Consider the following 13,813-nt stretch of genomic DNA (forward strand, 5'->3'; position numbering starts at 1 on the left):
CCACCATGCCCAGCTTAAAACAACAAGGGTAGATTAATAAAAGTAGAAGAGGAGTATTTTTTTACCATAAAAAATGATTAATTTGACTGCAAAATTTGAAATTCATGCAGAAAATTGAAGCTTCAGAGCTAATAATAAATCCAGATGGGAGTATCTTCCATCTGCATCTGAAACCAGAAGATATTGCTAATGATATAATTCTTGTTGGAGACCCGGGACGTGTTGATTTAGTATGTTCTTTTTTTGAAACCATTGAGTTTAAAAAATCCAACCGGGAGTTTGTCACGTTCACAGGAACCATCAATGGTAAGCGTGTGACTGTGGTTGCTACAGGTATTGGAACAGACAATATTGACATTGTAGTAAATGAACTGGATGCTTTGGTAAATATTGACTTTGAGACCAGAACAGTTAAAAAGGAGCATACACAACTTAATTTTGTAAGAATTGGAACTTCCGGATCACTACAAAAAGATTTACCTGTTGATAGCTGGTTGTTAAGCGAAAAAGCCATCGGTTTTGATGGTTTGATTAACTTTTATGCGATGAGAAATGCGATTACAGATCTGGAATTTGAGAAAGAATTTACTAAGTCATTGGAGTGGAATCCTTTGCTGACAGATCCTTATGTGGTTAATGCCTCACGATCATTATTAGAAAAACTTAATGGTGGTAAAACCGTTCCTGGAGTCACTATATCAGCACCTGGTTTTTATGGTCCACAAGGCAGAGTGTTACGGTTAGGGATTGCTGATCCTAAAATTAATGATAAAATTTCGGCATTCAGACATAATAATTATCGGGTCACAAACTATGAGATGGAGTGCTCGGCAATATACGGATTGTCTGCTATGCTAGGACATCAGGCTGCAACAGTATGTGTCATTATTGCAAACAGATTAGCAGGAACAGCAAGTAAGGATTACAAACCAGTCATGAAAAAGTTGATTGAGCATGTTCTTAATGGTTTAACAAAGTAGCTAAAGATGGATCGGGAAAAGATAAAGGCATTAATTTCTCTGTTAGATGACCCCAGCGATGAGGTGTTCACATCTGTTGAATATGCTCTGCTGCAGGAACCGGTTGAGATTGTTCCTGAATTAGAGAAAGCCTGGGAATTATCTTTAAATGATCTGTTTCAGAAGAGAGTCGAAAATATAATTCATTCGATACAGCTCAATGATATTCATGCTGAGTTAAAAAGATGGCTACAATCACCAAGTAATGATTTGCTTGAAGGCTCATACCTGGTGTGTAAATATCAATATCCAGACGTTAGTCTTATTCGACTAAAGGAACAATTGTCAGAATTACGTAAAGATATTTGGCTGGAGATGAATGAGCATCTGACATCTTTAGAGAAAATAAGGATTGTCAATCATGTATTGTTTGATATTCATAAGTTTTCCAGAAATACCAGTAAATATCTTGCACCCGAGAATAATTACATTAGTGAAGTGCTCAAAACGCATAAGGGCAATCCCTTATCAGTTTCAGTTATTTATTCTATACTGTGTCGTGAATTGGGGATGCCGGTATTTGGTGTAAATTTGCCTAAGAATTTTATTCTGGCATTTATTGATGAGTCGGCATTAAACGAAAGTGAAAAGCTTAAGGACGAGTCATCAGTTTTATTCTATATCAATCCTATCAATAAAGGAGCGGTACTGGGTAGAAAAGAAATTGAATATTTTATTAGACAACAGAAACTACAGCCAAAAGATGATTACTTTTTCCCATGTGATAATATCACTATCATTAAACGTATGCTTAACAACCTGAGCTTTGGTTATGATAGTAAAGGTGAAGAGGGTAAAAAGGATGAGATTCAAAAGATTTTGACTTTATTCAATGAGGAAAAACAAAACCCAAAATAACAAAAATTCTAACTTATAAATTCGATAATGAGTATATTATCCGCATTAGAACCTCGAGAGGTATGGACACATTTTGAAGCAATTTGTCAGGTACCTCGTCCTTCAAAAAAGGAAGGGAAAATTATAGATTTTCTATTACAGTTTGCAGCCGACAATGGCTTGGAAGCACAGAAAGATCATATTGGAAATGTGTTGATTAAAAAGGCTGCAACTCCTGGTAAGGAAAACGTAAAACCAGTTGTTTTGCAATCGCATATTGATATGGTATGTGAGAAAAACAGCGATAAAAAACATGATTTTGATAACGATCCCATTACTCCTGTAATTGATGGTGATTGGGTTAAAGCCGATGGGACAACCTTGGGTGCTGATGATGGCATTGGAATGGCGGCTCAAATGGCATTATTGGTAGCAACCGATATTGAGCATGGACCAATTGAATGCCTATTTACAGTTGATGAAGAAACCGGATTAACAGGTGCTTTTGAGCTTAAAGAAGGCTTTTTTGAATCAAAGATTTTATTAAATCTGGATTCAGAAGATGATGGCGAGTTATTTATAGGATGTGCTGGAGGTGTAGATACCATAGCTAAATTCCCTTTTAAGAAAGAAAGTGCGCCAGATAAAGGCTTTGCCTTTAAGGTAACAGTTTCGGGATTGAAGGGGGGACATTCAGGCGATGATATCCACAAGGGATTAGGTAATGCCAACAAAATCCTTAATCGTTTTTTATGGGAAGCAAGTAAAAAATACGATTTAAGCCTGTCAATGATTGATGGAGGTAACTTACGCAATGCCATTGCCCGTGAGGCAAGTGCTATAGCTGTAGTTCCTAATTCCAATAAAGAACAGGTAAGAGTTGCATTTAATATGTTGTTTCACGATGTGCAGGTTGAGTTAAAAGTAACCGAGCCGGAATTACGAATGAAACTGGAATCAGTTGATTTACCAGACTTTGTAATGGATTCTGACAGTCAGAAAAACCTTCTCAATGCCTTGTACGCATGTCCTCATGGTGTTATAGAAATGAGTCGTGATATTGAAGGATTGGTTGAAACGTCCACCAATCTTGCATCAATAAAAATGAACAATGACCATATTCTTGTAACAACCAGTCAGCGTAGTTCTGTTGAAAGTGCAAGAGAAGATATTGCTCAGATGGTTAAATCGGTATTTGACCTGGCAGGAGCAGAGGCATACCATACAGATGGTTATCCGGGTTGGGCGCCTAATACCGATTCTGAAATTTTGAAAATAACACGTGATTCATACAAACGTTTGTTTGATACTGATCCAGTTGTCAGGGCTATTCACGCAGGGTTGGAGTGTGGATTATTTTTAGAAAAATATCCGGGTATGGATATGATCTCATTCGGGCCAACCATTAAAGGTGCCCACTCACCAGATGAGAGAATTGAGATTAATACAGTTCAAAAGTTTTGGAAGCATTTGATTGATGTATTAAATAATGTTCCAGAAGTGTAAAAATAAAGAAAAGCCGGATGATTAGTCCGGCTTTATTTATTTTACAAGTGTAGGATATTTTCCTTTTTTTATGGCACTATAGAGTTCTGACTTGGCATCGCATCCACAACTTCCTGTTTCACAAGCTGATTTACCAGCTACTGGTCTAAGTAAACGATAAAAGAACTTTATCACCTGATAAAAAGCCCAGGAAACAACTAAGAATGTAAGTATATCTTGTATCATATCATTAATTAGAACAACACATTACCAATCTGGTTCACTATAAAAGCCAGGGACCATGCTAATCCTGTTGTGTAGCCTATTGTGAATAAAGCCCACTTCCATGATCCTGATTCTTTTTTGATTGCCGCAACAACTGCTACGCATGGAAAATAGATCAAAATAAAGATCATAAATCCAAACGCCGTCACCTTATTAAATACCGGTCGACCATCCTGGTACTTTTCATCGCGTATTTGGTTAATTAATTGTTTTGAATTTTCTGAATCATCATCAGAATGATAGATTACTGCCATGGTGCTGATCACAATTTCTTTAGCTGCAATACCGGTTATTAAGCTAACACCCATTTTCCAGTCAAAGCCAAGTGGTTTAATCACGGGTTCAATTGATTTACCAAGTCTTCCAATATACGTGTTACTTTGGTATTCCCCCTTCTTAATCAGCTCAATGGAGTCTATTTGATGTTGCAACTGTGCCTGATGTGTACCAAGCTCAGTGGTATTGTCTGAACTTTGGTTTAAATCATACTCCTGACTTAGTTTAGCTATCTGCTCGTCATAATTCTTCGAGTAGTCAACATCTTGCGGATAGTAACTTAAAAACCAGATAATGATTGACGCGACAAGGATAATACCACCCATCTTCTTAAGGTACTCTGCACCTTTATGCCACATATGGCGAGTTGTATTTTTTAGTGTAGGAATACGGTACGGAGGTAGCTCCATTACAAATGGAACTTCATCATGCTTAAAAATAAACCGCTTAAAAATACGTGCTATCATCACGGCCAGCATAATACCAACACCATAAATCGCGAAGAGCATTGTTCCGGCGTTTTCCGGAAAAATCGCTCCGATGATCAGAATATAGACAGGTAACCGGGCACTACACGACATGAATGGATTGATCAGCATAGTCAGGAAGCGGTTGTTTCGGTTTTCAATGGTGCGTGTTGCCATAACAGCCGGAACGTTGCAACCAAATCCCATTACAAGCGGAATAAAGGATTTGCCATGCAATCCCATCTTGTGCATGAGTTTATCCATAATGAAGGCAGCTCTGGCCATGTAACCAGTATCTTCCATAAAGGAAATAAAGAAGAACAGGATTAGAATATTTGGCAGGAATACTATAACACCTCCAACGCCACCAACCACGCCATCAATCAATAAATGCTTAAAGGAGCCATCTGGTAAAGTAGCCCTCAGAAAATCAGATAAATATCCAACTCCGGCTTCAATCCAATTCATTGGATATTCACCAAGTTTAAAGGTGGTTTGAAACATCAACCACATAAAGAAGATAAAGATTGGAAAACCAAATAATCGATGTGTAATTATGGTATCGATACTGTCTGTGCGTCGACGGCGGGTGCGTGGGTTTTCTTTAAATGTTTCCTTCAAAGCACCTGCCACAAATCCGTATCGCGCATCTGTAAATATCGATTCTGAATCCTCTTGCGACTGTTTTTCTATCTTGTTAGTCAACTCTTCGGTTTCTTCAATTATGCTGTCAAAGAGATGACTATTTGTGCTCATGTATTCAAAAAGCTGTTTGTCTTTTTCAAGAGCTTTAATCGCCAGATATCGTGGTGAGATTCGGTTGGCTATATCACCGGTTTCGGTAAATTGCTGATCGAGTTTCTCAATTGCTTTTTCGAGCATATCCCCATAATTAACATGGATATGACGAACAACTGGATCTTGGTCTTCATATACGTCAATCAGCTTATCAAAAAGCGCTTCAAGACCTTTCCCCTTTGAGCTCACGGTCGGAATAAATGGAATACCCAACATACCACCCAGCATTTCATAATCCAGCCGGTCGCCACGTCGTTGCATTTCATCAAACATGTTGAGTGCAACAACCACTTTAATATCAAGATCAATTAATTGAGTTGTCAGGTAAAGATTGCGTTCCAAATTGGAACTGTCAAGTACATTGACAACAATGTCAGGTGTTTCATTGGTGATGTGTTCACGAACAAAAGTTTCCTCGGGCGAGTATGCCGAAATACTATAAGTTCCCGGCAGATCAATAATATTAAACAGGTAGCCATTGCGCTTAAATGTTGCTGCTTTAGAGTCAACTGTTACACCACTATAGTTACCAACATGTTCTTGAGCTCCGCTGGCGTAGTTAAACAAAGTAGTTTTACCACAGTTGGGATTACCAACAAGAGCAACATTGATTGTTTTATGCTTTTTATTGGCAGATTGATTTAGAATGTCGTCCGATATTGTTCCTTGAAATCCTGCTTCGCTAATATTTTGAGCTTCTTCTACCGTAACAACTTCAATTAATCTTGCTTCACTTCGACGTAAAGAAACTTTGTAATCCAAAATCTTGTATTCGATAGGATCCTTAAGCGGGGCATTTTTTACAACGGTAACTTTTTTACCTTTTATAAAGCCCATTTCCGTAATTCGCTTACGAAATGCACCGTGGCCTTTCACTTTAACGATAACACCTTCGTTTCCGTTGCTTAATTCTGATAGATTCATTAATTGATTTAAATTGATCAATCCCAATGTTAAAAAGTATACAAAAGTAGCTAGGTATTCCCGTTGCCACAATACCTAAAAGTAGGGAATTTGCTTTTTGTTCAAAAAATATGATGGTTGTAACACAACTTTTTACTTTTGCCATCGTTAAGTTGAGGATAATGAAGAAGATGAAAGATATTGCGAATATGAAGGATTTGATAGAAAAGTATGCTGGAAATATAGCTATACTGGAGGAGGCAATTGATATAAAAATACAAAAGCAATACTTTAAAGAAAGTCGGAAGCAGAAGGAGACACTTAATAGAAGCAAAGTATTAGCCGGAAAGGAAGATTTATTCAGTCCGGGAATGTCTGACCATGAAAAAAAAGCGTTATTATGTCAGTTGGCATCAATTGATTCAGTTGAAGCATATAGAGCAATTGAAAGTTATAAAACAGATCCTGATCAAGGTTTAGCTGATTGGGCTGTCTTGGCATATCAGGAGAGTAAGATGTTACTGCAGAGTTCTTTTTTAAATGAAAAACCACTTTTTATTTCAACTGGATTAGGTGGAAAAGATAACATGTTAAGATATTTTATCGTCTTGTTCACAAAGAGGGGACAGGTTTTTACGGATCTTCAAAAGCGTCTTCTTAATGGAGAAATTGATTTTTCCTTCAGAAAGCATAAAGGACAAATTGAAGAACTTGAATTTAATGATTCATCAGTATCAATAACAGGTTTGGTTCCGATAGAAGTAGGTTTAAAATTGATGCTTTCGGAAATTATTAAGCAATGTAACGATATTGAAGAATTTTTAAGTCCCTCACTATTGGTGACAAATGTAAAAAAACTTACCCTGAAGGAAGTTGAAGAGCTCAGAGAACGTAAAAGTCAAAACAGAAGTCAAGAATCGGACTAATATCATGGAATTAAAACAAAGAGTTGTTAATGTGGCTATTCAGGTACTGCCATTGTCACAGGATAAGGATATGTATCAAATGGTAGATGCTGCCATTGAAATTATACAGCAATCTGGATTAAAGCATGTAGTTACACCATTTGAGACAGTGGTTGAAGGCTCCTATGAAAAAGTGATGCTGATAGTTGAAGATGTTCAGGAGGCTTGTTATAAAGCTGGTGCAGATAAGTTAATTTGTAATCTAAAAATTCAGTCCCATAAAACAGACACGGTACTAATTGAGGATAAACTAGAAAAATACGGCTAAAAAAAGAGGGTGTGAAAACACCCTCTTTTTTGATATTTTATAAAGTTGGTTTATTCTTGAAGATCTTCAAACTCAACACTGGTGTATTCTGAAGTGGCAACAGATTCTTCCATAATTGGCTCTGAAACTTCACCCTGTTTGTTTTGTTGAATATAGCCTACAGTTTCCTGAAGACCGGAAATGAATTTCTCAAAGTCTTCTTTGTATAGAAAGATTTTATGCTTCTCGAAATGGTATTTACCATCTTGGTCATAACGCTTTTTACTTTCCGTAATGGTTAAATAATAATCGTTTTTTCGTGTAGCTTTAACATCAAAAAAGTAAGTCCTTTTTCCTGCTCTTATTGCCTTCGAAAAGATTTCATCTCTGTCATTCTTTTCAAATCCATCGTTTTTTTCAAATCCTTCCATCGTTTTCTTTATTGTTTTGGAAACAGCTTGTGTGCTTCAAAAATGATAAATATTTCCTTATTAACCAATATTTTTTTTACAATTTTTTCATGTTTTTCATACAATTAAACACGGATGAAGTTGAAAATAACCTCCATCTATTAGTGCTAAAATAAGATGAATCAGGTATTTAATATAATTCATAAGTGGCGAAATATATCTTTAATTATTTCTCTAAAATCATTTAAAGATGGTAGAAACAGACTATCAATTAGTTCCAAAATAGAAATATAGTTGTTGGGATTGTTACTGTATCACCATGAACCAAAAGCTTTATAAACAATTAACGAACTCTTAAAAAAAGGACTTGATGCAATTAAAAAAAAAGCTACTTTTGCATTTATAATTAGTAAAAAAGTTCTTTAAGGATGTTAAGTAGAAGATTGTTAAGGGTTAAAGTTGTGCAAATGGCATACGCACATTACCAGAAGGGTGAAGTGTCAATACAACAGACTGAAAATGAGTTATTCCACAGCATAGCTAAATCTCATGAGATGTATCACGCGTTCTTGCTCCTATTGCTGGAACTGAAGAATTTTGCAGAAAACAGAATTGAATTACGCAAGCAAAAAAAACGTCCTTCCGAAGAAGATTTAAATCCCAATATGCGCTTTGTTGAAAATGCATTTATGATGCAATTGGCAGAAAACGAATCGCTTATGGCTTATAATAGCAAGAATGGAACTCCCTGGGCTCAACAGCCGGAAGCAGTTAAGGCTTTGTTTAATATTGTTACAGAATCAGATCAGTTTAAAGAGTATATGACTACAGAGGCAGGCGATTATGAAGCTGATAAGCGTTTTATAGCCAAGCTTCTGGAAAAAGTAATTGCACCATTTGGAAGTTTATATACCATATTTGAAGAGCAAAGCGTTTACTGGAACGATGAAATTGAGTTTGTAATTTCAATGGTTGTTAAGACGATTAAGGGATTTGCAGAAGAGAATGGGGCTAAAGAATCTTTGCTTCCTGAATTTAAGGATGATGAAGATCGTGATTTCGTACAAAGATTATGTCGTAAAGCATTGGTAAACCAAAAAGATTACATGGAGTTGATCAAAAAGTTTACTAAAAACTGGGATTTTGATCGTGTAGCATACCTTGATGTAGTAATTATGCAGGTTGCTATTGCGGAGATTACAGAATTTAAGAATATACCAATTAATGTATCGTTAAACGAGTACATCGAAATTGCCAAATATTACTCGACCAACAAAAGCGGTGTTTTTATTAATGGTGTATTAGATAAAATCACGGAGCATTTAATTAGTGAAAAGATCATTAATAAACCAGGTAAAGCCAACTAGTCATAGTGGTTATGGTGAGAAGTACCCTTGCATATTTTTTGATTTCTCTGACGTTTATTGGCTGTGGTGTTGGTCATAAAAAAGGTGAAGCTTTAAAAGGGAAAGGCAAGTTGGAGTTTACTGAATTATCGCACAACTTTGGAGAACTTAAGCAAGGCGATGTTGTTGGCCATCGGTTTAAAGTGATTAATAAAGGACAATATCCGGCCACTATCCAAAAAATCAAACATGGATGTGGTTGTACTGATGCAATCTTTACAAAAGAGCCGATTAACCCAGAGGATACCGCTTTTGTGGAAATCATTTTTGATACTAAAGGATGGAAGGGAAGGCAGGTTAAACAGGTTGTCGTTGTTGCGAACGATTCAATTAAAAAGCATGAACTGCTTGTTTGGGCAAGTATTAAATAGAATTAAATAATATTTTGGTATGAATTTTTTCAATGTAATTTTAAGCATGCCTCCTCAGGCGGCAGAAGGTGGAAATCCTTTAATGTCATTTGCGCCATTTGTGCTGATAATAATTGTGTTTTACTTCTTTATGATTCGTCCTCAAATGAAGCGTCAGAAAGAATTACGCAAGTATCGTGAAGCATTAAAAAAAGGTGATAAAGTCATCACAACTGGCGGAATTTACGGAAAGGTTGCCGAAGTAAAGGATCAATTTGTAACTGTTGAGATTGCTGATGGAGTTAAAGTAAAGATGGATAAGTCGGCCATCGTTATGGATATGACAGACGTTGCTGCTAATAAGTAAGCAGACAGGTACTGTACTTTGCTTAGTTTTCTTACAAAGATTAATTACTTTTGTGTTATTCTGATCTTTGTACTATGAACAATATTAAAGCACAGTTAAAAAAATATATCAATCTTATTTTAGGAAAAACTAAGGAGGCACGCGAAGATGGAAACGCGCTGATCTTCTTGGTTTTTTTATTTTTATCAGCGTGTTTTTGGGTTCTTAATGCCTTGCAAAAAGATGACTATACTACCGAAGTTAGCTTTCCGGTTAAGTTTGTTAACGTAAGTGACAATGAGATTGTTAAAGGAAGTACCAAAAGGGAGTTAAACTTAAAGATACGCGGTGGAGGATTCAAAATATTCAGATATCATTTACGTCAGCAATTCTCAGTTAAACCTGTTGATTTGTCGCAATTGGATAGAACTACTGTGAATGGTGTTGAAGGTGCAAACCTAAATACGAACGAGTATTATAAGTTAATTGAAGGAAAACTGGCAGTAGGGTTGGAGCTTGTTAGCATAACTCCCGATACATTATTCATTCCTCTGATTGAAAAGAAAACAAAGAGAGTTCCAGTTAAGGTTGATGCTAAGCTAAGTTTTGCGCAGCAGTGTCAATTATCCGGACCAATTGTGGTTAAACCAGATTCGGTTCTGATTTCAGGTGCTGAAGAAACAATCGATACCTTGCAATATATTTCTACTAAACCATTGGTTTATGAGGAATTAGGTGATACAATTGTTCGAAATGTTGTTTTGAACGAGATGAATGGGGTGACGCTGGAAAACAAAAGGGTCAATATTACATTTCCTATTGAGCCGTTTACTGAAGCAAATATAAATGTGCCTATAACGGCAATTAATCTACCTGATAGCTTGGAACTAAAGGCTTTTCCGCCACAAGTAAGTGTATCGTATAATATTGGATTAAGTAAGCCATTGTATAATGTTGAGAATTTTATGGCTACTATTGATTTCTCAGGTATTGATATGCAGCAATTGCCTCGACGATTGAAAGTTAGAGTAGATAAATCACCAAAAGGGATCAATAATATGGCCTACCAACCTGTATTTATTGAATACTTACTGGAACGAAGGGCACATTGAGTTCATTCTGAAATGAAAATTATATTCTTTTAATGAGTGAATCTCACGCTGGCAAATACATACTAAATAAAGTTGTATGAAAAAGATTGGGATAACCGGAGGGATTGGTAGCGGAAAATCAACAGTGGCAAAGTTAATTATGGCATTGGGATATCCGGTTTATATTGCGGATGATGAGGCCAAACGGCTCATTAATGCCGATGAGAAAATACGTCAACAGATTATTGAATTGTTGGGAGATGAAGCTTATGATGCATTTGGCTATAATCGTCGGTATGTGGCTGATCGTGTATTTACTGATAGAAGCTTGTTACAGCAATTGAATCAGATTGTACATCCTGCAGTTAGTAGACATTTTAAAGAATGGTGTTTGCAGTTTAAAGATGATGCTCTGCTATTTCAGGAAGCTGCTATCTTATTTGAAAATGGGAGTTATAAAAAATTTGATAAAACGATTTTGGTAAAAGCACCAACTGATGTTCGGCTTCGTCGTGTAATGAAGCGTGATGCACTGTCAAAAGAGGAAGTCATGAGACGGATGGACAAGCAATGGACTGATCAGAAGAAAAGCAAATTGGCAGATTATGTTGTTATGTGCGATGGTGAGAATCTAGTTATTCATCAAGTATTGAAAATTATCAAAGAAATAGAATGGGATTATTAGGATCATTTTTGGGAGCAAGTATAGGATGGTGGACATTAGGACCAATCGGCGCCATAATGGGGTTGGTGTTCGGCCACTTATCAGAAGAGCAGGTATCGTTCGTTAGCGGACAGCAAAATGGAAGGGACAAAAGCCGGAGTGGATTTTTGGCAACTTTGTTAGTTTTGGTTGCAGCCGTTATGAAGGCTGACGGGAAAGTGTTAAAGTCAGAGCTGGATTTCGTTAAGCGAAGTTTGGTAACAACCTTTGGAGCAGAAGAGTCGGCTAAGGCTCTTTTAATGTTGCGCGATATACTTAAACAAGATATTCCTGTAAATGAAGTTGTGCATCAGGCACGTGTTAATATAAACTATTCATCCAAAGTTGAGTTGCTACATTTATTGTTTGGTATTGCTCACGCAGATGACCATTTATCGAAAAATGAACAACTTTGTCTTAAACAGATAGCTTTGGGCTTGGGTGTTTCAAATAAAGATTTTGATTCCATTTTATCAATGTTTGTCAAAACTAATTCATCTGCATATAAGATATTGGAGGTAGATGAGAAAGCTGTTGATAGTGAGATTAAAAAAGCTTACAAAAAAATGGCTATCCGTTACCATCCGGATAAAGTTGCCCATTTGGGAGATGATATTCGAAAAGACGCGGAGGAAAAATTTAAGAAGGTCAACGAGGCCTATGAGCAAATTAAAAAAGAGAGAGGAATCAAATAAAGTTGATGAACAACGTTGAAAAAGCTCAAGTTAATGCATTGGTTTTATCGTATTTTAACCAGAAATGTAACGATAAAGAGCGTTCATTTAGAATAATAAAAATGCATTAGCGATTAAAAACTTTTGGGTAAAGGTTGGAGAGTTATATTTTTGCATGGAATATTAAAATCAAATTGAATAAAATGTTAAAAGGAATATTAGCAATATCAGGCCAAAGAGGATTGTTTAAGTTAGTGTCTCAGGCAAAAAATTCCATTATTGTTGAGTCATTGATTGATGGAAAGAGGATGCCGGCTTATGCAACGTCCAGAATTAGTGCCCTTGAAGATATATCAATATATACCGAAGATGAAGATGTGAAATTGTTTGATGTATTCAAAGCAATTTACGAGAAGGAAGATGGTGGTATGGCTATCTCATCAAAGAGTTCAGGGAATGAGTTAAAATCGTATTTCGAAGAAGTTTTGCCACTTTACGATAAAGACAGGGTATATGTTTCTGATATCAAAAAGGTGCTTAATTGGTATAACATTTTGATTGAGAATGAGCTTTTTGATCCTAATGCAGTGGAAGAAGAGGAAGAAGCTCAAGAGAGTAAGGCATAAGAAAGCTATAAGATATAATGAAGAGGTGTTCAGTGATGATCACCTCTTTTTTTGTGAATGCCATTTGTTTATATTTGCTATGACTATATAGTTAAACCTAATTTTTACGATTATGAGAAAGTTTTTATTAATTGCTTTATTGTGTTCAGGTTTTGGTGTTTTAAAGGCGCAAACAGATGTTTATACAATATCGAGTGGAGAGATGATTTTTGGATGGGCTGATGTTGAACAAATACCTAATAATAGTGAAACAATGGAGAGTATTTCAAATAATTTACGATTCAGTGTTTTTTTTCATGTTGGTCAATATGTACACCTTGATTTGAGTAATACGGTTGGTCTATATTCTGGATTAGCTATTCGGAATATTGGATTTATTACAGAAGATGATGCGTTGGATCTTAATGTTGAAAAAGAAAAGCATCGTTCCTATACGTTGGGATTGCCATTGGCATTAAAACTTGGTTCGTTCCGTGATCATTTTTATCTATATGGAGGTGCCGAATATGAATTGCTATTTCATTACAAATATAAGTATTGGATTGATGGCGATAAGCACAAAACTTCTGAATGGTTTAGTGACCGTACCAACCGTTTTGTTCCTTCTGTTTTTGCAGGTATCCAGTTTCCACGGGGTTTAAATGTTAAATTTAAATACTATTTGGATGATTTCTTAAATAGTGACTTTAAAAAAGGTGATAACCCATTAAATGATTATTCCCGCTATGGTAACACCCAAATGTTTCATATTTCTGTTAGCTGGCAGTTTGATACAAGAGATATTGAAAAACTATGGGGTGGTGATGGTGCTGAAAGAAGATATGATGCACAAATATAAAAATACTTAACCATTTTATTATTGAAGGCTCCTTTTCGGAGCCTTTTTTCTACCCCTCCGTTTATATGGAAAAATAATGCCGATTTC

Annotated in this window: 16 protein-coding genes; 13 read left to right on the forward strand and 3 right to left on the reverse strand. The window is 36.1% G+C overall.

Annotation, left to right across the window (positions count from 1 at the left end; genetic code table 11):
• Window positions 1–104 precede the first annotated feature (104 nt).
• Genes AC4MRQ_RS10935 through AC4MRQ_RS10945 form a run of 3 tightly spaced genes read left to right on the forward strand, consistent with a single transcriptional unit; the run spans window position 105 to window position 3,362 of the window.
• Window positions 105–980 carry a nucleoside phosphorylase gene (locus tag AC4MRQ_RS10935; protein WP_491197714.1) on the forward strand — a complete coding sequence of 292 codons (876 nt, stop codon included), beginning with the start codon at window positions 105–107 and terminating at the stop codon, window positions 978–980.
• Window positions 981–986: 6 nt separating this feature from the next.
• Window positions 987–1,877, forward strand: a complete 891-nt coding sequence (locus AC4MRQ_RS10940; RefSeq protein WP_491197715.1) for a transglutaminase-like domain-containing protein — start codon at window positions 987–989, stop codon at window positions 1,875–1,877.
• Window positions 1,878–1,904: 27 nt separating this feature from the next.
• Window positions 1,905–3,362: an aminoacyl-histidine dipeptidase gene (locus AC4MRQ_RS10945; protein WP_491197716.1), complete on the forward strand. Its 1,458-nt coding sequence runs from the start codon at window positions 1,905–1,907 to the stop codon at window positions 3,360–3,362.
• A 36-nt stretch (window positions 3,363–3,398) separates the two neighbouring features.
• Here AC4MRQ_RS10945 and AC4MRQ_RS10950 read toward each other — a convergent pair whose 3' ends face one another.
• The gene (locus tag AC4MRQ_RS10950; protein WP_491197717.1) at window positions 3,399–3,587 is read right to left on the reverse strand and encodes a hypothetical protein; all 189 of its coding nucleotides are present in this window, start codon (window positions 3,585–3,587) and stop codon (window positions 3,399–3,401) included.
• Between the two features lie 8 nt (window positions 3,588–3,595).
• Window positions 3,596–6,091, reverse strand: a complete 2,496-nt coding sequence (feoB, locus tag AC4MRQ_RS10955) for a ferrous iron transport protein B (RefSeq protein ID WP_491197718.1) — start codon at window positions 6,089–6,091, stop codon at window positions 3,596–3,598.
• Window positions 6,092–6,252: 161 nt separating this feature from the next.
• Here feoB and AC4MRQ_RS10960 point away from each other — a divergent pair, with 161 nt between their 5' ends.
• Both AC4MRQ_RS10960 and AC4MRQ_RS10965 read left to right on the forward strand, forming a co-directional pair.
• Window positions 6,253–6,996, forward strand: coding sequence for a hypothetical protein (locus AC4MRQ_RS10960; protein WP_491197719.1), 744 nt, complete (start codon window positions 6,253–6,255; stop codon window positions 6,994–6,996).
• Window positions 6,997–7,000: 4 nt separating this feature from the next.
• Window positions 7,001–7,303, forward strand: a complete 303-nt coding sequence (locus AC4MRQ_RS10965) for a thiamine-binding protein (RefSeq protein ID WP_491197720.1) — start codon at window positions 7,001–7,003, stop codon at window positions 7,301–7,303.
• A 50-nt stretch (window positions 7,304–7,353) separates the two neighbouring features.
• Here the strand turns inward: AC4MRQ_RS10965 and AC4MRQ_RS10970 are convergent, their stop codons facing one another.
• A complete protein-coding gene (locus tag AC4MRQ_RS10970) occupies window positions 7,354–7,713 on the reverse strand; it encodes a DUF3276 family protein (protein ID WP_491197721.1) in 360 nt (119 codons plus the stop codon).
• 446 nt (window positions 7,714–8,159) lie between these two features.
• Between AC4MRQ_RS10970 and nusB the strand changes: the two genes are divergently transcribed.
• From nusB to AC4MRQ_RS11010, 8 genes are all read left to right on the forward strand, one after another.
• A complete protein-coding gene (gene nusB / locus AC4MRQ_RS10975) occupies window positions 8,160–9,059 on the forward strand; it encodes a transcription antitermination factor NusB (protein WP_491197722.1) in 900 nt (299 codons plus the stop codon).
• A gap of 11 nt (window positions 9,060–9,070) precedes the next feature.
• A complete protein-coding gene (locus tag AC4MRQ_RS10980; protein WP_491197723.1) occupies window positions 9,071–9,469 on the forward strand; it encodes a DUF1573 domain-containing protein in 399 nt (132 codons plus the stop codon).
• 19 nt (window positions 9,470–9,488) lie between these two features.
• Complete coding sequence (gene yajC / locus AC4MRQ_RS10985) at window positions 9,489–9,815, forward strand: preprotein translocase subunit YajC (RefSeq protein ID WP_491197724.1); 327 nt, start codon at window positions 9,489–9,491, stop codon at window positions 9,813–9,815.
• A gap of 74 nt (window positions 9,816–9,889) precedes the next feature.
• The gene (locus AC4MRQ_RS10990; RefSeq protein ID WP_491197725.1) at window positions 9,890–10,906 is read left to right on the forward strand and encodes a YbbR-like domain-containing protein; all 1,017 of its coding nucleotides are present in this window, start codon (window positions 9,890–9,892) and stop codon (window positions 10,904–10,906) included.
• 76 nt (window positions 10,907–10,982) lie between these two features.
• Window positions 10,983–11,570, forward strand: coding sequence for a dephospho-CoA kinase (gene coaE, locus AC4MRQ_RS10995; RefSeq protein WP_491197726.1), 588 nt, complete (start codon window positions 10,983–10,985; stop codon window positions 11,568–11,570).
• A complete protein-coding gene (locus AC4MRQ_RS11000) occupies window positions 11,558–12,283 on the forward strand; it encodes a DnaJ domain-containing protein (RefSeq protein WP_491197727.1) in 726 nt (241 codons plus the stop codon). The genes coaE and AC4MRQ_RS11000 overlap by 13 nt, the downstream gene beginning before the upstream one ends.
• A 182-nt stretch (window positions 12,284–12,465) precedes the next feature.
• Window positions 12,466–12,888 carry a DUF5606 family protein gene (locus AC4MRQ_RS11005; protein ID WP_491197728.1) on the forward strand — a complete coding sequence of 141 codons (423 nt, stop codon included), beginning with the start codon at window positions 12,466–12,468 and terminating at the stop codon, window positions 12,886–12,888.
• A gap of 112 nt (window positions 12,889–13,000) precedes the next feature.
• Complete coding sequence (locus tag AC4MRQ_RS11010) at window positions 13,001–13,726, forward strand: hypothetical protein (RefSeq protein WP_491197729.1); 726 nt, start codon at window positions 13,001–13,003, stop codon at window positions 13,724–13,726.
• Window positions 13,727–13,813 lie beyond the last annotated feature (87 nt).

The organism is Carboxylicivirga sp. (genome assembly GCF_982718395.1).